Here is a 23,426-nt window from a genome sequence, read left to right on the forward strand (position 1 = left end):
GGAAAGCCCTCGCGTCCGGCACGCTACCGTCCCACAGCTCGGTGCGGATCACACCGGGCTGGACCACGACCTGGCCGCGCTGCTCGCGCTGATCCTGTCGGCCGCGGTTCGCCCGGCGTATCAGAAGACCGTCATGCTGAGCTCAGCCGCCCTACCGGCACTCCGCCGTCGTGATCAACCGGATCGCGGCGTCGGCCCACGCGTCGAACGCACCGCGTCCCGGGTCCGGGCCGAGGGTCTCGCTGAGGTTGCGCAGGTCCTGGGCGCTGCGGGTGAGGCCGACGGTGGTGAGGGTGTGGGCTGCGGCTTCCAGGCGGGCGGGGAAGGTGGGTGGCAGGTGGCCCGCGCCGCGGTGGGTGGTCTCGGCGAGGAGGGAGAGGGCTGAGTCGATGGCCTCGGTGAGGGGGTCGGGGCGGGGGGTGGTGGCGGCTGTCAGGTCTTCGGTGCCGTCACCGGCGGCGAGGTCGGGGACGATGACCTTGCCTTCGGAGACGACCGCTATGGGGGTGAGGATCAGGCCGCCCCGGCCGCGGCGGATGGTGGCGGAGATGTAGCGGGGGGTGCGGGTCAGGGCTTCGGCCAGGGCGTCGAGGGCGGCGGGGGCTACGGCGCGGTGTTCGGCGACGAGGTGGGCGGTGCCCGCCGTGGTGCCGTGGAGGGTGGCGGTGAGGCGCTGGCTGCCGGGGTGGTAGCCGAGGTCGGTGACCTCCGCTATCTCGACCACGCGGACGTCCTCGGCGTCGACGCGGGGGCGGATCAGGCGCGGGGGCAGGCGGTCGAACTCGGCGGCCAGGGCGTCCAGGTCGCGGGCCAGGAGGGCGGGGGGAAGGTGGTCCCAGGCGCCGCCGGACTGGCTGACGGTGGTGCGGGCCACGCGGTTCACGGCCAGGCGCAGGCGGCGGTCGGCCCGGCGGTGCGCGGTCTCGGTGACGACGTTCCCGCCGGCCAGGACGCCCACGGTGCTGCCGGCCAGGCGCCGGTCGGCGAGGCCGGCGCCGGTCGGGCGGCCGGGACAGCGGTTGTCCAGGGTGAGCACGACGCCCGCGGCGGGGTCGGCCAGGAACACCAGGACCCTGACATCGTCGCCGACCGGCTGGACGCGGCATCCGAGCGCGGTCAGCCGCAGCCGCCGCAGCGCCACCTCCGCCGCCTCGTCGGTGCCGAGCACGCGCGAGCGCGGCTGGCCCTTCGCCGACGTCGCGGCCCGGGAGCGGGCCACGAGCTCGGCCAGCAGGTCCGCGACCAGTTCCGGCCGGTGGCGCGCGGCCCGCTCGGCGTGCGCGGCGAGCTGATCGGCCAGGTCGTCGGCGGCGAGCAACGGCCACCGCAGGTCGGCGGCGTCCAGGTCACGCCGCACCCGCGCCAGCCGTGGCGTGAAGCCGGCGGCCAGGTTCGCCACCCCGGTGAGGAAGATGTCCGCGGCGAGTTCGACCGCGCTGCTCAACGGATCTGAGGACGCGACGGTCTGGGCTTCTTCGGACGGGGCCGTGTCCCCATCAGCGGCGGAACCGGCGCCGCCGACCGCGAAGTGCCGGTCCCCCACCTCCCCGGCCCGCTCGGCCCACGTCCGCCACGCCCACACCGCGAGCGCGATCGCGTCCTTGTCGTCCCGCGCATCGCTGCGCGCATAAGCCAGATCGCGCGGCACGAGGAACCGCACCGAGCAGTTCGGCAGCTCGACCCACGGCACCGGCTCCTCAGCCGTCGCGACGTGCACCCGCGCCAAGTAGCCCGCCGCCAGCCGACGCCGCGCCGACGCCATCGACCGTTTCCCGAGCAGCGCCTCCACGTCCGCGTCGGCGAAGTCGCCCGGCGACCATGCCTGGGCCGCTCCGGAATCAGAATCCGGGGAAGCGGACGAAGCATCTGAGGCCTGATAGGCGAGCACGACCGCGACCACATGCCGGCACGCCCCCGACGCCCCGCAACTGCACTCCGCCGCTTCCAGCCCGCCCGGCGGCAGCGCACACCCGACGCCGTCCGGGAACGTCCCCCGCACCACGTCCCCTTCGGTGGCGACAGCCGGTCCGGTCCCGGCCGCGACCTCCTTCGCAGCCCTCTTGTAAAGCCCGCGATTGGTCAGCGACACCAACGCGTCCTCGGTCAACGCCAGCAGATCCGCCCGCGCGCTCACGCGTTCACCGCCTCCGCCACGAAGGCCGCCAGCGCCCCTGGCGTCATCGCCCCCACGAAGGCCCCGAGGTCCGCGAGCTTCTGCCCCATGTCCCGGTCATACGCGGGCGTCGCCTCGTCGTCCAAGGCGCACAGCGCCAGGAACCGGCACCCCTGCTCGATCAGCGCCTTCGCGCCACGCAACACCCCGCCGGGGCTCACGCCCTCATAGAGGTCCGATATCAGCACCACGATCGTCCGCCGCGGATTCTCGACCAGCTCGCCCGCGTACCGCACCGCCTGCGCGATGTCCGTGCCGCCCCCGAGCTGCACCTTCATCAGCAGGTCTACCGGATCCGTCACATCCTTCGTCAGATCCACCACCGCCGTGTCGAACGCCACCAGGTGCGTCCGCACCCCCGGCAGCCCCCACAGGCACGCCGCGGTCACCGCCGAGTGGATCACGGACGACACCATCGATCCGGACTGGTCGACCAGCAGGATCACCTGCCAGCTGTCGACCCGGCGCCGGGACCGCGTGAAGAAGTGCGCGTCCTCGATGAAGAGCTTGCGCTCCTCCGGCTGGTAGTGACCGAGGTTGCCGCGCAGCGTCCGCTTCACGTCGAAGTTCCGCGCCAGCCGCACCTGCGACGGCCGCCGCAGACGGGTGCCGGAGAACGCGTGGCGCACCTCGGTCGCCAGCCGCCGCATCAGCTCCTCGACCACCGCCGCGACCAGTTCGCGGGCCAGCTCCAGCACCTTCGGGTCCATCAGGTGCTTGGTCCGCAGCACCGCCTTCAGCAGCGCCGGGCTCGGCTCCACCCGCTCCAGCACGCGCGGGTCGGTGACCAGATCATGGATCTGGTACCGGTCGACGGCGTCCCGGGTCAGCCGCTCCACCGTCTCCTTGGGGAACAGCTTGGTGATCCCCTCCAGCCAGTCGACCGTCGTCAGCACCGACTCCTCGGCGCCGCCCCCGCGGTTGCCGTCGCCCCGGCCGCCGCGCGCGCCACCCTTGCGCACGCCGCGCTGCGCCAGGTCCTCGTCCCGGCCGTACAGCCACTGCATCGCCGCGTCCCGCTGCCGGTCGCGGGCGCTGAGTTCGGAGAGCTGCGACGCCGGCGCGCCGAGGATCATCCGCCACCGCTCCAGCGCCTGCGCGGACACCGGGTCCTGCGACGTTCGGCTCACGAGGTCAGCCCCTCCCGCTCCAGCACCGCCTGCACATGGCTGTCCAGCTCCCGCCCGCGCGCCAGCGCCAGCGGATCGTCGATCCGGCCGCGCAGCAGCGTCCGTCCGGCGTGGTCCTCGCCGCCGTGCAACCGCACGACCTGGTCGGCGATCGTCTCCCGCTCCCGGGGCGGGAAGTACTGGAACGCCTGCCGCAGCGCGGGCAGCGCGACCAGCAGATCGTGGTCGGTCATCGCCGCCACCAGATCGTCGATCACCGGCAGCACCGAGGCGCCCTCGAGGCACTGTTCGCGCGCGACGGCGAACAGCCCCGCCAGCCAGTCGCCGAGCACCGCCGGGGCGCCCGCGGCCCGGATCGTGCGCTCGGCGTCCGGCGGCGGCGTGCCCAGCGACCAGCCGAAGCCGAACGCGGCACCGCGCAGGTCCGGGGGCGCGGCGTCGTTCCCCGCGATCCGGGCCATCACCGCGCCCGCGCGCGCCACGTCCAGCCCGAGCTTCCCGGCCGCGTGCCGGACGGCGTCGCGCACCGCGCGCACGGCCGCGATCCGGCGTGGCTGCGCCGGCGCGGGGTGGCCGCCTCGGACACCGTGGCGGCCACCGCCCTGACCGGCTTGGCCGCTCTGGCCGCTCTGACCGCTCTGACCGCTCTCGCCGCCCTGACCACCACCGCCGCCGCCCTGCACCAGCTCCAGCAGCCACAGCAGCCGGTCCACCGCCGCGACGACGACCACGCCCAGCGTCGCCGACTGCTCGGCGTCGAGCAGCCGGTCGTGCCGCCACAGCCCGAGCACCGCGGTGAGCACCCCGCCGAGCGCCTCGGCGTCGCCGTCGGCGGCGACCGATCCGGCGAGACCGGTCAGCACCTGCTCCGACAGGTCCTCGATCCCGCACAGCACCGCGTCGAACAACGCCCGCGCCGCGGCGTCCAGACCCTGACGGGCCAGCACGCGCTCGCCGATCACGGCCCGCGCGGCCAGCTCGACCGTCGGACCGTGGCCGCCGGCCTCGATCAGCGCCGACAGCCGGTCCGGCTCCGCCGTGATCCGCCACTCCTCGGTGAACGTGCTGTCCTCGGCCGCCGGATCCGGGCCGGACAGCCGCTCGTAGCCGGGGATCCCCAGAACCCTGAGACGGTGCAGCAGCCGGCTCCCGTCCCGCTGGGCCGCGACGGTCAGGTCCAGCCTCGCCTGACCCGGCGCGGTCAGGCCGTGCCGCTCCAGCTCGACCTCGGCGTCGTGCACCAGCGGCGGCGTCGGCGTGTCCGGGTGCAGGCGTCCCACCTGGTCGCCGGACAGGGCCGCGACCATCTCCACGACCGCGGGATGCGTACCGGCGGTGAGCCCGCCGCGTCCGGTCCACGGCAGCGGCTGGTCCAGCGCTTCCCCGACCAGCGCCGACACCAGGCCGTCGAGCAGGTCCGCCCGCGCCGGGTGCCGATGGCCGCGCACCGCCGCCAGCCCCTCACCGGTCACCCGGGCCGCGATCAGGTCGGCCGTCGAGACCCGTTGGTTGCGCCGGCGCAGCCGCTCCACGACCTCCCCGGTGAGCGAGCCCGCGGCCCCGCGCGGCCCCAGCTCCCACAGCCGCTGGTAGTAGGCCGGGGAAGGCATGCCGGACTGGTAGCCGTCGAAGGCGTCCAGACGCCGGAACGAGTACGGGACCAGGTAGCTGACCGCGGCGGTGTCCGCCTCCGGCGCCGGGATCTCGGGCCAGAAGGCGTCGTCGACCTGTCGGTGGGAGAGCTCTGCGATCCGCCGGAGCAGCGCCGGCCGATGGAATCCGCCGCAGACCACGAGCACGGGCCGGTCCGGTGTGTCGCGCAGCGCGGCGGCGATCCACCGCGCCATATAGGCCTCGCGGACTTCGTCGGTCGAGGGCGCGCCGTCCGGATCGCCCGACGTGTCCCCGCCGCCGTCGACCGCCTGGCGGATCAGGTCGAAGTACGTGTTCAGCCGCTCGCCGAGCTCGGCGGCCGGCACGTCCGCGGCGTCGATCTCCGCGAGGTGGTCCCACAACGTGTCCGAGTTGTCCATGCCGAAGGTCCGGCACAGTCCGTCCACAGCCTGTGTGTAGCGGCGTTCGGCGTCGGCGTAGCGGTTGGTCCGCTCGGCGAACGCCGGGTGCCATGCGGGCAGATCGATGAACCGCACCTCGGCACCGGCCCGCGCGCCCTCGGTCAGGGCGATCCACTCCGGCGAGTACGCGCAGAACGGCGACCACGACGCCCGCGACTGCTGTTCGCGGCGCGCCGACGTGAACACCGCGATCGGCAGCTCGTGGCCCAACAGGAACTCACCGATCCGGTCGTTCATGTCGGCCGGTCCCTCGATCAGCACGTGGGCCGGCCGCAGTCGCTCGATCGCCTCGCGCACCAGGCCCGCGCACGCCGGGCTGTGGTGCCGGACCCCGACCACGGTCAGCAGCGCGGGGGCCTCGGGCACCTCCGGGGCCCCGGGAACCGCCGGCGCTGCGGGCGTACTGGGTACCGCGGGCGAGCTGGGTGCCCCGGTCGTGGTGGATGCCTCGGCCGCCTCAGAGGTCTTCGCCTGCATCGCCCCGCTCACCCCGGCAGCAGGTGCCGTGCGCCGTAGAACTCCTGCCACTGCGCGCCCTGGCGCCGCCCCGCGTGCTGCTCCAGATACGTCCGCAGTCTCGCCAGGTCGTCCGAGTTGTCCTTCGCGGCGGTCCCGGCCAGGCACTCCACGATGTCCGCGGCGCTGCCGGCGTCCCCGCGCAGGAACCAGCCGCGCAGTCCCACGGCGTGCGCCACGGAGACCGCCTCCGCGGTGCTCATCACCGAGGACAGCCGCTCCATCGCGTCGCCGCGCTCGGTCCGTCCCTCACGCAGCTCGCGGAATGCGGTGACCAGTACCTCCAGCACATCGCGGCGCGGCGGCACCGTGACGCCGGACCCCCGCAGCAGATGCGTGGCCTCCTGCTCGACCAGCGCGAGCTCGGTGGCGAAGTCGGTGATCGCGAACACGGTCTCGAAGTTGAACCGCCGCTTGAGCGCCGCGCTCATCTCGTTCACGCCGCGGTCCCGGGTGTTCGCCGTCGCGATGACGTTGAAGCCCTCGCGGGCGAAGACCAACGCGTCCTCGCCGCTGAGTTCCGGGATCGCCAGCACCCGGTCGGACAGCGGCGAGAGCAGACAGTCCTGCACTTCCAGCGGGCACCGGGTGATCTCCTCGAACCGCACGACCCGGCCCTCGCCCATGCCGCGCAGCAGCGGCGCGGGCACCAGCGACTTGGTGGAGGGCCCGTCGGCGACCAGCAGCGCGTAGTTCCACGAGTACTTGATCTGGTCTTCGGTGGTGGCCGCGCCGCCCTGGATGGTCAGCGTCGAGTCGCCGCTGACCGCCGCCGCCAGCAGCTCCGACAGCAGCGACTTCGCCGTGCCCGGCTCGCCGACCAGCATCAGGCCTCTGCTGGTGGCCAGCGAGACCAGGGCGCGGTCGATCAGCGAGGGGTCGCCGACGAACTTGCGGCTGACGCCGGCCGCCTCGTCGCCGAGGATGAACCGGCGGGCCGCGCGCAGGCTCAGCGCCCAGCCCGGCGGCCGTTCGCCGTCGTCGGCGGCGCGCAGGCGGGCGAGCTCGTCGGCGTAACGGACCTCGGCGGCCGGGCGCTGGACGCGCTTCGCGCCGACGGCGTCGGCGGCGTCAGCGGTCTCAACGGCGTCAGCCATCTCAGTGGTCTCAGCGGTCCCAGCGCTCTTCTTCGCACTCACTGCGCGGTCACCTCGGTCAGATCGCGGAGGATCTCGAATGCGGTCACGGGGTCCAGTGTGCCGAACGGGGCGCGGGCCCCTTCCCGGGGGCGCCAGTCGGCGACGCCGTTGTCCCACGACTGCCCACGCCGCCGGCCGGTATCCAGCACCGAGGCCTGTCCGCCCCTCCCGGCGACCCGGCCTATCAGGACATTGATCGATTCCTCGCTGCCGACCTCGGTGATCACCGTCGACGGCACGGAGGTCTCGTCGGAAGTACTCACCGCGGGATCAACCCATCCAGGTCGTGGAGGATCACCGACGCGGTGACGGCGTCCAGTTCGGAAAGCGGCAGCGAATGCCGCTCGAACGACGGGTTCTCGCCGGTCACGCTCAGCCAGGTCCGGGTGAAGCGCTGGTAATCGGACTGCGCCGGGGCGCCGGCCATGATGCCGGGCGCGAACTCGGCGACCATGTACCGGTCGTCGCCGACCGGCCGCAGGATCGCCGACCACAGCGCGCCGTCGCCGACGGGGCCGCGGATCCAGCCGCGGGACTCCAGGCCGGCCACCCGGGCCGCGGGGACGTTGACGCCGTCGAAGGGGTCGAGCTCGCGACCCGCGCGCTCCTGCCGGGACAGTGCCAGCACCGGCTGTCCCAGCTGGTCGAACGGCTGCAGGATCTCGTAGTCGGCGAACATCTCCGACCACTCCCCGAGCGCGGCTCCGAGGTCCACGGTGTGCGCGACGCCGATCACGGCACCCGCGGGCACCTCGTACGCCGCGTCGTGCACATCCGCGTAGCTGAAATCCTCGGCCACGCGGAACGAGCCGACCAGCGTTCCTTCCTCGCCGTAGACGCCCCAGACCAGGCGGCTGGTGATGTGCCGGAGCAGGGGATGCCGGACCAGATGGGCGGCGAAGTCCTCGGGCTGCCAGCGCCGACGGTAGGACATGGCCTTCTCCAGCCGCTTGATCTGGTCGGCGGCCACGGTCCGGACGTCCTTCTTCAGCGCGGTGAACGCCTTGTAGGAGGCGCTGGCGATCTCTTGGTCGTCCTTCATGGCGGGCTTCGGCAGGGCCTTGACGGTCTTGCCGGTCTGGTCGGCGACCCGGGGCCGCAGCAGTTCGTCGAAGCCGACGTCGAAGTAGCGCGAACCGTAGTCCAGCCGAAGTGTGCCGTCCGCCCCGAGGCCGAAGTCGGGGACCACCCGGTCGGCGAGTTGATCCGCCGACAGGTCCAGCTCCTCGGCGACGTCCTCGAACCGCTTCCGGGCCCGTTTTCGGACCGCGATCGGCCGCGCCTTCGCGGCGAGCTCCGCCAGCCGGGACAGCGCGCGGTCGCCGCCGATCACGGCGAGCACGGTGAGGGCGTCGAAGGCGAGCTGCTGCCGTCCCTGCCCGCCCCAGTCCCGGATCAGCACGACCAGCCGGTCCACGACGGCGTCGTCGCCGAGCAGGCCGAGGGCGTCGAAGGCCCACTTCTCCTTCCCGGGTGCGCCGGCCTGGTCCCAGCTGACGAACAGGGACCACGCGAACTCGCCGAGCGAGGCGGTGTCGCAGAACTCTTTGACGATCTCCAGGCCCGGATACGGCGCACCGGGCTTGGAGATGGCGAGCATCTCCAGGACCGCCTGGGCCGCGCTCAGCGGCAGTGTGGCGCCACCCGCGGTGCCCGCAGCGCCCGCAGCGCCCGCAGCGCTCTCCTTCGCGCGGATCGGCGCGAGGACGGCGGCACGGGCCCAGATCGGCGGTGTCGGCATGGTGCGCGGATAGGCGCCAAGCCCGTCGTCGGCCAGCACCTCCTTGGCGGCGAGCCCGACGCCCTCGCCGTAGGTCCCGGTCGCGATCGCGACGACGTCGGTGCCGTCGGCCTCGATGAGGCGCAGCGCCGCGGTGGCGTTCTGCCGGGCGCGGCCGCGCTTGCCGAGCGCCGTCGGCAGCAGGCAGCGCGCCGCGGCCTCGGGGTGCCGCCGCAGCCAGGCCACGGCCAGGCCCCGGACGGAGCGCAGCCGCCCCATGCCGTCGATCATGAACGCGGCGATCTCCGGGTTCACGAACGGCTGAAGCAGCCGGGCTTTGTCGGCCGGCCGGCGCGGGATGCCCATCACCGCCGGGATCGCCAGGCTCTCGTAGCGGGCCACGAACAGGTGCGCGCGCTCGTTGGCCCAGTGCAGCTGGGGAGTCCAGGTGGCGAGCATCGGCCGCACCACGTCTTCCGGAGCGAAGGCCGCGAAGTAGGCGGTGAGCATGTCGTCGCTCACAGCGGTGCGGACGTGCTCGGCGAACGCCGGCCAGCCCTGTTTCGGCACCCATCCCGCGCCGTGGCCGGCCAGGATGCGCTCCCGCTCTCCGGGCAACCAGGCGATCTCGGTGTCAGGTGGCGCCGTCAGCCCTTCGACGACGACCGCCTTGACCGGCTTGCGCTTGCGGTCCCGCCACGGCGGCGCGGCGAGGATCTCGGGGAGTTCCTCCAACCCCAGGCCCGCGGACGACGACTCCCGATCCAGGATCGCCTCGACCCGGCGGCCGGCGGCGGCGCTCATATACGGCACCGCGGCGCGGGTGAAGTCCGGGTCGGCGAGCGCCGCCATGGCCAGGACGCGGCTCACATCCGGCCCGGGTTCGGCCTCGGCCAGCACGCGCAGCGCGCGGTGCGGGAAACGCCTGGTCGCGGTGTGCAGCTGCGTCAGCACACCGGGCGCGCCGATCCGCTCGATCAGAGCGGCCACCGCCTCGTCCCGGGGGACACGAGCGATCAGGTCGGTGATCCGTCCCTGGACCGTGGACAGCGCTCCGCGCGCGCCGGACGCCGTCGTGGTCTGGTAGCCGTCGTGCCACGCGAGCAGGAACGGCAGCGCCTCGGCGCCGGCCGCCGTCAGGTAGGTGAGCTCGATGTCCGGTTCGCCGCTCCAGAACCAGGGCCGGCCGGCCCGGATCAGCTCGCCGACGGCGGCGGCCTGGTCGGCGGTGGTGACCGAGGGCAGCAGGGCGGTGGCCGGCACCTGGCCGCGGCCGGCGGCCTGGATGTCGGCCCAGAGCCAGTCCTCCCGTTCGGCGAACAGGAACGTGGTCAGGGAGCGGCGAAATCCCGAGGGGTCGTCCTCGCGCAGGCGGGCTGCCGTGCGAAGGGCCGCGGCGTAGTCCTGCTCCGAAGCCGAGCGCACCGATTCCAGCAGGTGCAGCACCGCGTTCCACCGGGCGAACAGGTGCGGGGCCTCGTCCGATCGGACGAGCCGGCGGGTGAAGGTCGAGGTCGGCCGCAGATGGCAGTACTCGGCGAAGGCCTCGATCGCGTAGGGGAGTCCGTGGACCGTCTCCCACACGGGGACGGCCTGCCGGAGGCCGAAGGGCGGATGTCCGTCGAGACAGGCCTCGACGACGGCCGCGGCGAGCGGTGAGAGCAGTTCGAGGCCGCCGAAGTCGGCATGCTCCACCAGCCGCACCAGCTCCGGGTCGCTTTCCGGGTCCGCCAGGCTCTGGTCGACCAGGTGCCACCAGACCTGGGCCGCGTCCCGGCGGCGCTCCAGGAGGCCGAGGACGGCGCCGGAGTGGCTCTTGCGCGCCAGGGACATCGACCGGTTGCGGACGATCACGGTGCCGCCGTAGGGCGCGGGGAGTTCGAAGACGTCCTCAGGGTCCTGAGCCGCCGCGCCGCGCACCCGGGAGCCGGTCACGGAGCCGTCACCTCGGTGAGGTCGCGCAGCACTTCCGAGGCCGTGACCGGGTCCAGGACCGAGAACGGCGAGCCCGCCTCCCGATGGTGGCGCCAGTAGCCGGTGTAGCCGTGCTGGGTCTGCCCGATCCACACCTCCTGGAACTGCTGGTCGTCGGCCTGTCCGGCCCACCCGGCACCGAATCCGGGGTCGAGGTCGACGACGACGGTGAGGCCGCCGGCCAGATCGCGGAGCATGTGCCCCTGCCAGCCGGCGTCGGCCGGGTCGCTGCGGTACCAGCCGCGGCGCTCCAGGCCGAGCACTTTGCCGGCGGGGGTCTTGAGGCCGTCGAAGCGCCGGAGCGAGCGGTCGGCGGCCTCCTGTTCGGTCAGGACGAAGACCGACCGGCCGAGCTGCTGGAAGGGTTGCAGGATCTCGTAGTCGGCGAACAGCTCCGACCAGCGGGGCAGGTCGCCGGCGAGGTCCACCGGGTGCGCGACGCCGATCGCCGCGTCGGCGGGCAGGGTGCACGGGTCGTCGCCGACGTCGGCGTAGCTAAGGTCCTCGGCGACGCGGAACGCGACCCGCGGCGCGGAGCCGCCGGGCCCGTAGTCCGCCCACACCAGGCGGCGGACCAGGTGCCGCAGCAGCGGATGGCCGACGAGGTACTCCTCGAACTCGGCCCCGGTCCAGCGGCGCCGGGTCACCATGGCCAGCTCCAGACGGGCTATCTGGTCGGCGGCGAGGGTCCGCACATCCTTCTTGAGGCCGGTGAAGCGCTGGTAGGCGGCCGGGGCGAGCTCGGCGTCGTCCTTGACGCCGGGCTTCGGCAGGGCCTTGAGACGCTTGCCGGCCTCGTCGGTGACACCGGGCTTGAGCTGCTCGTCGAAGAAGACGGTGAAGCGGCGCGGCCCGTAGTCCAGCTCCAGCGCCCCGTTCCCGTCCAGGCCGAGGTCCGGGACCAGCCGGTCGGCGAGCTGCTCGCGGGTCAGCCGGAGGTCCCGGGCGATGGCCGCGATCCGCCCTCGCGCCGTCTCCTTCAGGCCCTTGAACTTGACCTTCTGCGAGATGCCGTAGAGATGGATCAGCGCGGTGTCGCCGCCGATCGCGGCGAGCACGTCCAGCCCGGTCACGGCGCGGGCGTGGCCGCCCTCCCCGGGCCAGGCGCGGATCAGCGGGGACAGCCGGCGCACGACGTCGTCGTCGCCGAACCAGCGCAGCGCGTCGAAGGCGAAGGACTGCTTGGGCGGGTGCTCCGCGGTGCGCCAGTTCTCGAACAGGCCCCAGGCGAACGCGGCCAGGGAGCGGGCGTCGCAGAGCTCGTGCACGGCGGCCAGCCCGGGGTAGGGCGCGTCGGGCGGCGAGATGGTGAGCATCCGCACGACGTTCCGTGCCGCGTCCGGCGGCAGCGCCCGCTCGCGGCCGGCCACCAGCAGCTGGGGCAGGGTCTGCGGCTCGGCCCAGGCGGGCAACTCGGGCATGGTCTTCGGGAGGGCGGCGTACAGCGGGTCCACCGACAGCAGGACGGCGATCCCGGCCTCGGCGGCCGCGCCGTACCCGGCGGCCGCTTCGCGGACCTCGGCCACGAAGCCCTCGGCCGCCAGGAACCGCAACGCGCCCTCGGCCGCCTGCCGGGGCTTGCCCGCCTTGTCGAGCGCCGCGGGGACCAGGGCGCGGGCGGCGACGCCGGGGTGGCGGCGCAGCCAGGCCTGGGCGATCGGCCGGACCGACTTCAGGCGCGCGTTCCAGTCGGCGGCGAGCGCGGCGATCCGGGAGTCGGCCAGCGGCAGGATCAGCTCCGCGTTGGTGGCGGCGTCGATGCCGACCACGTTCAGCACGGCCGGCACCGCGTCGGCGCCGAAGCGGGCCACGGCGGGTTTGGCCCAGGCCCGCGCCTCGTAGGCGTTGCCCTTCTCCGCCGCGCCGAGCGCGATCCTGGCGCCGTCCTCCGGACCACGCACGATGAGCAGAGCCACGACGTGCCAGTTGAAGCGGTTGCGGACCTCCCGCACCATCCGGTCCCACTGCATGTCCGGATGGTTCCGGCTCTCGAGGACGTCGGTGCGCCAGAGGTCGCGCTCGGCGTCGTCCAGCCAGAGGACGCCGGTCTCGGCCGGCGGGGTCAGGCCCTTGACGACGATGGGCTTCGCGACCTCCCGCGCGTGCTCCCAGGGTGGCGAGACCAGGATGTCCGGCAGCGTCGCGGAATCGGCCGCGGGCAGCGGCTCGGCGGCGCCCAGCAGTCTCTCCACCCTGGCCCGGGCCTCGTCGTCGAGCCCGGACGCGACCTCGCGCGCCACGTCGGGATTGCTGATGACGTGCATGCGCAGCACCCGCTCGGCGGCGGCGCGGGGCAGCGGCTCGGCCGGCGGCTCCGCGGCGAGGATCCGGACGCCGCGCTCCGGGAACCGCGTCACGGCCTCCACCAGCACGGCGGCGGTGCCGCGCTCGCCGAGCATGCCGAGCAGCGCGCGCAGGGCCTCGTCGGCGTCGAGGCCGGCCAGCAGCCGCTGGATCCGCTGCCGCTCCTCGACCTCCCAGTTCCCCTCGGACCAGATCTCCAGGGCGGGGACCAGCCCGGTGCCGACGGTGGCGAAGAGCGTCGCGGTCGCCGCCGGGCACTGCCGCAGGACGTCCGACCAGACCCAGCGCGCCAGCCCGGCGGCCTGGTCGCCGGTGGTCACGGCGCCGAACAGGAGCCAGGCCTCGAGCTCCTGGTCGGACTGGTTGCGATGGTGGCGGACCCGGCGGATCTCGCGGTCGGCGGACTCGGTGTGCTCCGGGAAGAGGAACGCCGTCGCGGCGCTCTGCGCGTCGGCCGGATCGGCCAGCCCCTGGACCGCGGCCCAGGCGGCCCCGTGCTCGTCGCCGGAGGCCGCCGCGAGGTGGCGGCGGACCTGGGCGATCGTCGCGAACCGCTCGTTCGGGAAGGAACGGAGGCCGGTGCCGCGGCGCAGCGCGGGGGCGTCGTTGCCGGTGTGCAGCACGAAGACGGCGAAGGCGGCGAGCTCGACGGCGGCCTCGGCGGCGAACGGCACGCCCCGGGCCGCGACCCAGGCGTCGGCGAGCGTCTCGGGCCGCAGGTTCATCGGCCCGTCGTAGAGGACGGCCGCGGCGGCGATCGCGGCCTGTCGCGGGCTCATGGCGGCGAGGTCGCCGCACCCCGGCGCGGAGGCGGCCTCGACCAGGTCCTCGGCGCTGCCGCCGTGCCGGATCGCGGTGTCGAGCACCGGCCGCGCCTCGGCGACCAGGCGACCGAACTCCGCGACCGCGTCCGGGCCGGCCTCCGGGCCCGGGACCGCGGCGGCCGGCCCGTCCGCCGCGGTGTCGCGCCGCGGAAGGACCAGCGCCCGCAGGTCCACGCGCTTGTCGAACAGACCCGCGGCAGCCCCCACCGGATCCAGGACGTTCCCCACAAGCCCTCCCAAGCCTCGCCCGTCCAAGTGGTCACGACTGTAGCGAGGCACGCCGACAGGGGCCGGGCTCAGGACGCGCCCGTCATCCGCGCGCCACCCTCAACTTGCTGACCCGTTCGGGTGCATGATCCCCTCGAATCTATGGCGCTCCGGTTCGCGGCATTCATGGGGCTGTGGACCGTGTTCTACTACTCGGTTCCCAGCTGGCATCTGCTGACCTGGACCGTCATCGGCCTGGGCGGTGTCGCCGGGGTGGTGTTCGGCGTGCGCCGCTACCGCCCGCGCGCCCCGCACGCCTGGTACCTGCTGGCCGGCGCGATGGTGACGCTGGTCGGCGGCGACACCTCGTACAACCTGCTGACCGACGTGTTCGGGCAGGTCGAGCCGTTCCCGTCGGTCGCCGACGCGATCTACCTGACCACGTACCCGCTGGCGGCCGGCGGCCTGCTGATCATGGTGCGGCGGCGCAGCCCGCACCGGGACCGCGCGGCGCTGATCGACGCGGTGATCCTGACCACCGCCGCGGCGCTGCTGCTATGGGTCTACATCATCACCCCGACGGTGGCCGACCAGGACAACACGTGGTTCCAGAACGCGGTGTCCATCGCCTACCCGCTGGGGGACATGTTGCTGCTGGCGGTGACCGCGCGCCTGGCCACCGCCGGCGGGCTGCGCGGGCCGGCGGTACGGCTGCTGCTGGTCGGCGTGCTCGGCCTGACCGCCTCCGACGTCGCCTACGGGCTGGTCCGGCTGTACGGGACCTGGCACGTCGGCTCGGCCGCCGACCTGGGCTGGGTGGTCTTCTACGTCTCCTGGGGCGCGGCCGGGCTGTCCCCGTCGATGACCGCCCTGACCGAGCCGGTGGCCCGGGCCAAACGCAGCACCAGCTGGCAGGTCCTGCCGCTGGCGGTGGCCGCGCTGGTGGCGCCGACCGTGCTGATGATCGAGTCGCTGGAGGGCGACCTGCGGGACGGCCCGGTGATCGCCGTGGTCTCGGCCATGATGTTCCTGCTGGTGCTGTGGCGGCTCTACCTGGCCAGCCGGGAGACCCGCGAGCTGGACAACCGCGCGCACACCCGCGCCATGGTGCGCGAGCTCAAGCACCGCGCCTACCGCGACCCGCTGACCGGCCTGGGCAACCGGCTGCGGTTCCAGGAGCGCGCCGAGCGGGCCCTGACCCGGGCCCGGGACTGCGGCGGCGTGGCGGCCATGCTGCTGATCGACCTGGACAACTTCAAGGAGGTCAACGACACCCAGGGCCACCGGACCGGCGACGAGCTGCTGAAGGCGGCCGGCCAGCGGATCGCCGGAGCGGTGCGGCCCGGGGACCTGCCGGTGCGGCTGGGCGGCGACGAGTTCGCGGTGCTGCTCTCCGACGGCGCCTCCGAGGCCGCGGCCACGAAGCTGGCCGAGCGGCTGGTCCGGGTGCTGGCCGAGCCGTTCCGGCTCTCCGGCGCCCCGGTGCCGGTGCGCGCCAGCATCGGGGTGGCGACCAGCCCGGGCGGGGCCGGCGGCACCGAGGAGGTGCTGTTCCGGAACGCCGACCTGGCGCTGTACGCGGCCAAAGCGGACGGCAAGGGCACCTGGCGCGTGTTCGAGCCGACCCTGTACGACGCGGCGCTGCAACGGCTGGCGCTGCGCACCGGCCTGGACCGGGCGCTGGTGGCCGGGGAGTTCGAGCTGCACTACCAGCCGATCGTGGAGCTCCAGGGGCCGCCGCGGGTGGCCGGCTACGAGGCGCTGGTCCGGTGGCGGCACCCGAAGCTGGGGCTGCTGGCGCCGTCGAGCTTCGTACCGCTGGCCGAGGAGACCGGGCAGATCGGCCCGATCGGCGCCTGGATCCTGCGCACCGCCGTGGCCGACGCCGTCACCGGCGGGTTCGGCTACGTCGCGGTCAACGTCTCGCCGAACCAGTTCATCGGCGGCGGCTTCGTGGACACGGTGCGCAGGGCGCTGGACGAGGCCGGCCTGGCGCCGAACCGGCTGACCGTGGAGATCACCGAGACCGTGTTCCTGCACGAGGCCACCGCCGACGCCATGGTCGACCTGCAGGCGCTGTCGCGGCTCGGGGTGCGCGTCGCCATCGACGACTTCGGAACCGGCTACTCCTCCCTCGGGTATCTGCGGGACCTGAAGTTCGACGTGATCAAGGCGGACAAGACCTTCGTGGACGGGATCGTGGAGCTGGCCGACCACGAACGCCTCCTGCGCGGGATCGTGCATGTCGCCCGGACCATGGGCATCACCGTAGTCGCCGAAGGAGTGGAGACGGAGGCGCAGCGGGACCTGCTGCGCGACATGGGCTGCGCCTACGCGCAGGGGTACCTGTACTCGCCGGCGGTGCCGCTGGCGGAGACGGCCGGGGTCCGGACCGTCATCGAGAAGGGAGACGGCCGATGACCCGGCACGAGATGTGGTCCGAGCTGGCGCGGCTGAAGGACAGCACGCCGTTCTACGACGCGGTGATCGACGAACAGGACCGGAACGAGCCGCGGCGGATCCGCATCGGGGACACGTGGCTGTCCGACTTCGCCTCGTGCAACTACCTCGGGTTCGACGTGGACCCGGAGATCATGGCGGCGCCGGCGGAGCTGATCGCCCGGTGGGGGACGCATCCGAGCTGGTCGCGGCTGCTGGGGAATCCGAGGCCGTACCTGGAGATCGAGGAGCAGCTGACCGACCTGTTGCAGGCTCCAGACACCTTGGTGCTGCCGACGATCACGCACATCCACATGACGGTGATCCCGGTGCTGGCCGGGAAGGGCACGGTCTTCTGCGAGGCCCAGGCGCACCGGACGATCTACGACGGCAGTTCGGTGGCGCGGGGGAACGGGGCGACGCTGCACCGGTGGCGGGCCACGGACCTGGGGGCGTTGGCGGTGGCGTTGCGGCAGGCGCCGCACGACAAGCCGCGGCTGGTGTGCATGGACGGGATCAACAGCATGAGCGGCAACGAGCCGGGGCTGGCGGCGATCGCGGACATCTGCCGGGCCGAGGGGGCGCTGCTGTATCTGGACGACGCGCACGGCTTCGGGGTGATCGGCGAACGGTCCCCGACCGAGACCTCGCCCTACGGCAGCCTGGGGAACAGCATCGTGCGCCACCTCGGCGAGTCGTACGAGGGCCTGGTGCTCGTCGGCGGCTTCTCGAAGGCCTACTCGTCGCTGTTGGCGTTCCTGGCGCTTCCGACGCAGATGAAGGAGTACCTGAAGTTCGCGGCGGCGCCGTATCTGTACTCGGGGCCGTCGCCGACGGCTTCGCTGGCCACCGTCCTCGCCGGCCTGGCGGTCAACCGCACCCGCGGCGACGAGATCCGCGGCAGGCTCTGGCACAAGACGGCACGGGTGATCGACCATGTCCGGAAGCTGGGTCTGTCCACACCGAACACCAGTGGCTTCCCCATCATCGAGCTCCCGGCGCGCGAGCCCTCGGACATCGACGAGATCGCGACCGTGCTCTGGGAGCGCGGGATCTATGTGACCTTGGCGGCCTACCCGCTGGTGCCCCGGGACCAAGCCGGCTTCCGCATCCAGGTCACCGCGGCGAACACCGAGAAGGAGATCGACCAGTTGAACGAGACCATCACGGAGCTGGCGCCGCTGCTGCGCCCCGCCGCGGGGCGCTGACGTGGACGCGGGGTGTTGAGATGGACTGGATGAGCTGGGAGCAGTTCTGGCGGCTGTGTGTGGCGTTCTTGCTGACGTATCTGCTCGGATTCGAGCGGGACTTGCGCGGGTCGCCGGCCGGGGACCGGACGTTCTCCATGATCGGGGTGGGGAGCGCGATCATCGCGACGCTGGCGAAGGACGGCAACGCGCCGAACGCCCTGGCGGGTGTGGTGACAGGGGTCGGATTCATCGGCGCGGGCGTGGTCTTCCGGCCGAACCTGGCGCTGTCCACCCGCTGGCACATCATCGACACCGTCAAGGGCGTGACCACCGCGGCCACGATCTTCGCGGCCGCCGCGATCGGGGCGGCCTGCGGGTTCGACCGTCTGCTGCTCGGCGCCGGCGGAACGGTGCTGGTGCTGCTAGCCCTGGAAGTACGGCACATCCCGCTGTTGAGGTTCGCCGACGGGCGGCGTTGGGCCCCCTACTTCGCGAACGACGAGGCGATGCCGACCGAGGCGAAGCGGAACAGCGAGAAGGCGTAGCGGCGGCGACCGAGCCGTGAGCGCGAGGACTCGTGGGCTCAGCCGCCGCCGTCAGCGCCGGATGGCTAGTTCACGGTGAGCGCCGTGTCGTCGACGACGAACGACGTCTGCAACGAGGAGTCCTCGGTGCCGGTGAACTTCAGGGTGATGGTCTGGCCGATGTAGCTGTTCAGGTTGAAGGAGTGCGACACGTAGCCGCTGGCCGCGTTCAGGTTGCTGTACGTGGCCAGGGTCGCGAGGACCGTCCCGGAGGAGTTCAGCACCTGGACGTTGAGCTTGTCGTAGGCCGTGGTGGTCGTGGTTTCGGACGTGTCGATGTGCAGGAAGAACGAGAACGTCGCCGTCGTGCAGGTCGTCGGGACCGTCACCGTCTGGGACAGCGTGTCGGTGTGGGTGCTGCCGTAGCCGTCCAGCCACGCCTTCCAGGAGCCGGAGTGGGCGGCCTCAGAGGAGCTGTTGTCGATCACGCCGGAGCTGGCGGTCCACGGTGCGGCGCTGCCGGTCTCGAAGCCGGGGTTGCCGAGCAGCTGGGCCGCGGTGCAGCCGCCGCTGACCGGGTTCACGGTCCACGAGAAGGTGGTGCTGCCGGAGGCGGTGCCGGAGCTCGCGGTCACGGTGACGCTGGAGGTGCCGGCCGTGGTCGGCGTGCCGGTGATGGCGCCGGAGCTGCTGATCGACAGGCCGGCCGGCAGACCGGTGGCCGAGTAGGTCAGCGACTTGCCCGCGCTGTCGGTGGCCGAGATCTGCAGGGTGCTGATCGCGGTGCCGGCGGTCGAGGTCTGGCTGCCGGGGTTGGTCACCGAGACCGTCTCCGTGGTGACCGGGTTGACCGTCCAGCTGAACGTGGTGCTGCCGGATGCGGTGCCCGAGGACGCGGTCACGGTGACGCTGGAGGTGCCGGCTGTGGTCGGGGTTCCAGTGATAGCCCCAGAAGCACTGATCGACAGGCCGGCGGGAAGACCCGTGGCGGAGTACGTCAGCGACTTGCCCGCGGAATCGGTCGCCGAGATCTGGAGCGTGGAGATCGCGGTGCCGGCGGTCGAGGTCTGGCTGCCGGGGTTGGTGACGGAGACCGTTTCGGTCGGCGTCGTGTTGAACACGTCGGTGATCGGCGTGGCCGAGGAAGCAGCGCCGGCGTAGGGCAGGCCGTACATGTCCTCGATGGTGCGGAGCAGGTTGTAGTGGTTGATGTGCTCGGAGTACGTGCCCTGCTTCACGTTTGCGCCGTAGAAGATCGTCGGGATCTGGTTGCTCTGTGAGGAGTCGTCCTCGTCCCAGGTGACGACCAGCAGGCTGTTGTGCGTCTTGGCCCACTGGGCGTACGCGTCCAGGTTGGTGTGCAGCCAGGTGTCGCCCTGCGCGACGGTGCCGTCGTGCATGTCGTCGTTCAGGTTCGGGATCACCCACGAGACCGTCGGCAGCGACGCGTAGTCCGCCGAGGACGGGAAGCTGGTGAAGGGGAGGTTGTCGGCGGCGGGGACGTTGCTGAAGTTCACCCACGGCGCGTGCTTGCGGGCGTAGGCGCCGGAGGTGCACGCGGTCGACCCGGCCGAGGGCAGCCCCTCGGAATAGCCGGCGAACGTGTCGCCCGCCGCGATCAGCTGAGCGCCCTCGTTCGCGGTGCTGAAGGTGTGCGGGCACGAGTCGTCGGTCACGCCCTGGTTGCTCCCGGAGAACAGGTCCAGGTAGTTCGGCTCGGACGGGTGCTCGATCGCGAACGACTGCGTGAAGCTCGCACCGCCGGCGGCCAGGGTGTTGTTGATGTACGGCGCGCTGGACGAACCGATGACCTCGTCGTACGAGTGGTTCTCCTCCATGACCAGCACCACGTGGTCGTAGCGCGGGACACCGCCGGCGGCTTGGGCGGGAGCGGCCGTGGCGGCGAGGCCGGCGAGCGCCAGCGCGGCGCCTGCCGCGGTGGCGGCGGCGCGGCGGGCGAGCGGTCTGAGGGGACGGTGCTTGTGGGACACGTGATCTCCTCCAGGGTGGACTGCGACAGCGGCGCCCGTCGTCGGGCACCGCCGTATATCACTAGTCTGCGATCATGGCGAGGAGAAGAACCGGCATTGAATCCTTTGCCTGGTTATTGCCAATCATCCGCCGATTGGTCCAGCCGTGTCAGGCCACGTCCTTGTACGGATCGTGCTCGGTGATCAGCTTGTCCAGACGTGCCCGGTCCACCCGTCCGATCAGCTGGCTCTCCTCCTGCTTGTCCCGCATCACCTTGGACAGGGTGATCGCCGAGGTGATCGTGTACAGCAGGCCCAGGCCGAGGAAGGCGCGCTCCCAGGCGTTCACCGGGAGGTAGGCGATGCCGACGACCGTAGCGCCGGCGGAGACGAAGAAGGAGGCGACGGCCTGGAAGTAGTACGCGGCCGTGTTCCTGTTTGCCATCGGCGTACTCATGCTCCGATGATGCCGTCGGGCCAGGTCATCGGGCGTGAGTACGGGTACTCATCCGCGTACCTATTGCTCCCGGCGGTATCCGAGTACCGCACCGCTGGCGGTCAGGACGTAGACCGCCGGGGTCGCGGGATCGGCGATCACCATGTCGGCGCTGCTGCCGGTGGGCCCGGGCGGCATGGCGTACTGCTGGACCACGGTGCCGTCGGACCGGTTGAGGACGGTCAGGGCCAGAGAAGTGGCGTTGGAGGGGGTGTTCACCTCGACCCAGATCTTGTCCCCGACGACGACCGGGGCACCGAGGATCCCGTTGAACTCCTTGGACTTCGCCCAGAGCGTGGCGCCGGAAGCCGTCTTGGGGCTGGTGTCCAGAGCGATGACGGAGCGGGCGTTGGTGGCGTAGACGACACCGTCGGCCTGGGCGACCGGACCGGTGTAGCGCTGTTGCGGGGGGACGGTCACGTGGTTCGGCGCGTCCGGGTCGGGGTGCGTCCACTTCCAAGTGCCGCCCAGGTCGTAGGCGTGGATGGAGCCGCTGTGCATGTCGGTGAGATAGACGTGGTCGGTGGTGCCGGTGACGGTCGGGGTCGGGGACGCGGCGTCGTTCTCGGTGCGGTGGGTGAAGGGCGTGTGCCAGAGGTCCTTGCCGGACTTCGGGTCCACGGCCTTGAGCACGCGGAGGGAGGTCTGGTCGGAGATGGTGAGGTAGAACTGGCCGCCCTGCCGGGGGACTGTGGCCTGGATGCTGATGCCGTCGTCGGTCTTGGTCATGTCGGCTGGCAGGTTCGTCAGCAGTTCGGCCGGCTTGTGGACCCAGAGACGGGACTGGGACGCCACGTCGAAGCCGGCCAGGCACGGCGGGTTCTGGGGGTCGATCATCGGAGCGCCGATGATCAGGACGCCCTCCAGCATGCCGAGGATGCCGGAGAACGGCATGCTGTTGGTGGAGTTGGAGGCTTGCAGGACGCCGCCCTTGCTCCACGCCTGCCGGCCGTCCTCGACATGCCAGGCATAGACCGTGCCGGAGCCGTACGTGTAGATGTACTGGTCGTCGACGGCGATACCCGCCCCGCTGGCGGCGTCGACCCCGCTGATGTTCGCGGGATCGAAGACGCTCTTGCCGGTCTCGGTGTCCAGGACGACCAGGCTCTGCTGGGGGTTGGGGTTGTTGGACGTGGCGGTGTAGACGCCGAACATGCGGTTGCCCCGGATCACCGCTCCCCCGCCGCGGTTCAGGTCGGTCCCGGACGACCAGTCCTCGCCGTACTTGCCGGTGGCATGGGGGGACGGCGGCGTGTGCGGGGTGGCGGGCGTCGACGGCGCCGCGGTGCCGGTGGCGAGGTTCTGCCCGCCCGGAGTGGCAGCCGGCGAGGTGGCGCCGGCGTTCTGCGCCGCGTTCTTCCTGCTGTGGCGCGCCGAGGCGAACCAGGCGCCACCGCCGGAAGCGGCCATGGCGCCCAGGCCCACGAAGCCGGTCAGCAGACGGCGGCGGGTCGGATGCGAGCCCTTGTTCGCAGGGTCCGCGGATGCTGACGCCACCGGGACGGGAGTGGTCGGCGCGGAGGGTGCGTGCGTCGACCCCTCCGTGCGGCTCGCGGCGGTGCGTCCTGAGCGCACCGGGTCGTCCTCGGGCCGCTCGTGCGTCGGCACCTCGGTCGAGCCGGTCGACGGCGCCGCGGCGTAGTTGCGCATCTCCCGGTGGACGGCGGCGGGGAGCCAGTCGACCGCCGCCGCGCGCGCGTCGTCCGGCGGCAGGAGCGTGTCCAGCAGTTCGTCGATGCTCGGCCGGTCGGCGGCGTTCTTCTCCAAGCATCCGGACACGATCGGACGCAGACTGTGGGGCACGGCGGCGAGGTCCGGCTGCTCGTGCACCACCAGATAGAGCTGGACATGATCCGGACCTTCGCCGAACGGCGGTATGCCGGTGGTCGCGTAGACCAGGACGCCGCCGAGGGCGAAGACGTCGGACGCGGGCGAACTCTCCGCGTCGGCGCGGCACTGTTCGGGGCTGGCGTAACGGGGAGACCCGACGACCACGCCGGTCGCGGTCAAGGACGTGCCACCGACAGCATGGCTGATGCCGAAGTCGATGACGCGGGGCCCGTCGGGGCCGCAGATGACGTTCGACGGCTTCAGGTCGCGGTGGATGAGCCCCGCGCTGTGGATCGCGCCCAAAGCCTCCGCGATACCGGCTCCCAGGACCCGGGCCGAACGCTCGGGGAGGGGGCCGTGGTCCTGCACGACGCGCTGGAGAGAGGGGCCGGGAATGTAGGCCGTGGCGAGCCAGGGCTCCTCGTCATCGGGTCCGGCGTCCAGAACCGAGGCGGTGTAGAGGCCGTTCACCGTCCGGGCCGCCTCGACCTCGCGACGAAAGCGGGTGCGGAAGCGCTCGTCCTCCGCGTACTCGGCCCGGATCACCTTCACCGCCACCGGACGGCCGCCGCGGGAGCGGGCCAGGAAGACGCGTCCCATACCGCCCGCGCCTATGCGTGCGAGCGGTGTGAACGGCCCGATCCGCGTAGGGTCTTCGGGCTTGAGTGCTTCCATGTGGGGCCCCCTCCTGAGGGGCCATCGTAACGGCCAGTGACGCCCGCCGGTGCCACGGCGTTAGGGGTTCAGCCTGATCCGGGGCCGATACCGGACTGATCGGATGGTGGTTGGGCTCGGTGCAATGGTGGTTGGGCTCGGTCCGATGATGGTTGGGCTCGCTGGGTGCGGTTGGGGTGTGGGTCTTAAAGGCTTGATACGACCTTCGGCCATGGTGGTGATGGTGCGCGGGGGCTCGCA

At 72.5% G+C, this 23,426-nt stretch carries 13 protein-coding genes; 3 read left to right on the top strand and 10 right to left on the bottom strand.

All coding sequences use genetic code 11. The features are described from left to right. Nucleotides 1-151: 151 nt before the first annotated feature. The 7 genes from ABD466_RS14815 to ABD466_RS14845 all read right to left on the bottom strand — a co-directional run bounded on the left by ABD466_RS14815 (nucleotide 152) and on the right by ABD466_RS14845 (nucleotide 14,083). Nucleotides 152-2,134: an SWIM zinc finger family protein gene (locus tag ABD466_RS14815; RefSeq protein ID WP_344657602.1), complete on the bottom strand. Its 1,983-nt coding sequence runs from the start codon at nucleotides 2,132-2,134 to the stop codon at nucleotides 152-154. After that, nucleotides 2,131-3,279: a VWA domain-containing protein gene (locus ABD466_RS14820; protein ID WP_344657619.1), complete on the bottom strand. Its 1,149-nt coding sequence runs from the start codon at nucleotides 3,277-3,279 to the stop codon at nucleotides 2,131-2,133. Before ABD466_RS14820 ends, ABD466_RS14815 begins: the two co-directional genes overlap by 4 nt. A gap of 20 nt (nucleotides 3,280-3,299) precedes the next feature. After that, nucleotides 3,300-5,744, bottom strand: a complete 2,445-nt coding sequence (locus ABD466_RS14825) for a DUF5682 family protein (protein WP_344657603.1) — start codon at nucleotides 5,742-5,744, stop codon at nucleotides 3,300-3,302. Between the two features lie 119 nt (nucleotides 5,745-5,863). Continuing rightward, entirely contained in the window at nucleotides 5,864-6,991 is a 1,128-nt protein-coding gene (locus tag ABD466_RS14830; RefSeq protein WP_344657604.1) for an ATP-binding protein, read from the bottom strand. A gap of 38 nt (nucleotides 6,992-7,029) precedes the next feature. Then, a complete protein-coding gene (locus ABD466_RS14835) occupies nucleotides 7,030-7,296 on the bottom strand; it encodes a hypothetical protein (protein ID WP_344657605.1) in 267 nt (88 codons plus the stop codon). Continuing rightward, entirely contained in the window at nucleotides 7,293-10,688 is a 3,396-nt protein-coding gene (locus ABD466_RS14840; RefSeq protein WP_344657606.1) for a DUF4132 domain-containing protein, read from the bottom strand. Before ABD466_RS14840 ends, ABD466_RS14835 begins: the two co-directional genes overlap by 4 nt. After that, the gene (locus tag ABD466_RS14845) at nucleotides 10,685-14,083 is read right to left on the bottom strand and encodes a DUF4132 domain-containing protein (RefSeq protein WP_344657607.1); all 3,399 of its coding nucleotides are present in this window, start codon (nucleotides 14,081-14,083) and stop codon (nucleotides 10,685-10,687) included. Before ABD466_RS14845 ends, ABD466_RS14840 begins: the two co-directional genes overlap by 4 nt. Before the next feature lie 141 nt (nucleotides 14,084-14,224). On the opposite strand from ABD466_RS14845, the gene ABD466_RS14850 reads away from it, so the two are divergent. From ABD466_RS14850 to ABD466_RS14860, 3 genes are read left to right on the top strand one after another with little or no spacing between them, the layout of a single operon-like run. Continuing rightward, nucleotides 14,225-16,483: a putative bifunctional diguanylate cyclase/phosphodiesterase gene (locus ABD466_RS14850; protein WP_344657608.1), complete on the top strand. Its 2,259-nt coding sequence runs from the start codon at nucleotides 14,225-14,227 to the stop codon at nucleotides 16,481-16,483. Then, complete coding sequence (locus ABD466_RS14855) at nucleotides 16,480-17,709, top strand: aminotransferase class I/II-fold pyridoxal phosphate-dependent enzyme (RefSeq protein ID WP_344657609.1); 1,230 nt, start codon at nucleotides 16,480-16,482, stop codon at nucleotides 17,707-17,709. Before ABD466_RS14850 ends, ABD466_RS14855 begins: the two co-directional genes overlap by 4 nt. A 20-nt stretch (nucleotides 17,710-17,729) precedes the next feature. Further along, on the top strand, nucleotides 17,730-18,236 hold the full coding sequence (locus tag ABD466_RS14860; RefSeq protein ID WP_344657610.1) for an MgtC/SapB family protein: 507 nt from the start codon (nucleotides 17,730-17,732) through the stop codon (nucleotides 18,234-18,236). 65 nt (nucleotides 18,237-18,301) lie between these two features. On the opposite strand, the gene ABD466_RS14865 is transcribed toward ABD466_RS14860, so the two are convergent. The 3 genes from ABD466_RS14865 to ABD466_RS14875 form a co-directional block, all read right to left on the bottom strand. Then, nucleotides 18,302-20,206: an alkaline phosphatase family protein gene (locus ABD466_RS14865; protein WP_344657611.1), complete on the bottom strand. Its 1,905-nt coding sequence runs from the start codon at nucleotides 20,204-20,206 to the stop codon at nucleotides 18,302-18,304. A gap of 148 nt (nucleotides 20,207-20,354) precedes the next feature. Beyond that, nucleotides 20,355-20,642 (bottom strand): YiaA/YiaB family inner membrane protein, encoded by a 288-nt coding sequence (locus ABD466_RS14870; protein ID WP_344657612.1) that lies wholly within the window; start codon nucleotides 20,640-20,642, stop codon nucleotides 20,355-20,357. Between the two features lie 60 nt (nucleotides 20,643-20,702). After that, nucleotides 20,703-23,186, bottom strand: a complete 2,484-nt coding sequence (locus tag ABD466_RS14875) for a protein kinase domain-containing protein (RefSeq protein WP_344657613.1) — start codon at nucleotides 23,184-23,186, stop codon at nucleotides 20,703-20,705. Nucleotides 23,187-23,426: the final 240 nt, after the last annotated feature.

It is taken from the genome of Catenulispora subtropica (genome assembly GCF_039531675.1).
In the GTDB taxonomy this organism is placed as follows: domain Bacteria; phylum Actinomycetota; class Actinomycetes; order Streptomycetales; family Catenulisporaceae; genus Catenulispora; species Catenulispora subtropica.

Excerpts from the sequence above, each read along its gene's own strand:
- ABD466_RS14830 (WP_344657604.1), bottom strand. The coding sequence starts at position 6,991 with ATGGCTGACGCCGTTGAGACCGCTGACGCCGCCGACGCCGTCGGCGCG.
- ABD466_RS14860 (WP_344657610.1), top strand. The coding sequence starts at position 17,730 with ATGGACTGGATGAGCTGGGAGCAGTTCTGGCGGCTGTGTGTGGCGTTC.
- ABD466_RS14875 (WP_344657613.1), bottom strand. The coding sequence starts at position 23,186 with ATGGAAGCACTCAAGCCCGAAGACCCTACGCGGATCGGGCCGTTCACA.
- ABD466_RS14850 (WP_344657608.1), top strand. The coding sequence starts at position 14,225 with ATGGCGCTCCGGTTCGCGGCATTCATGGGGCTGTGGACCGTGTTCTAC.
- ABD466_RS14855 (WP_344657609.1), top strand. The coding sequence starts at position 16,480 with ATGACCCGGCACGAGATGTGGTCCGAGCTGGCGCGGCTGAAGGACAGC.
- ABD466_RS14870 (WP_344657612.1), bottom strand. The coding sequence starts at position 20,642 with ATGAGTACGCCGATGGCAAACAGGAACACGGCCGCGTACTACTTCCAG.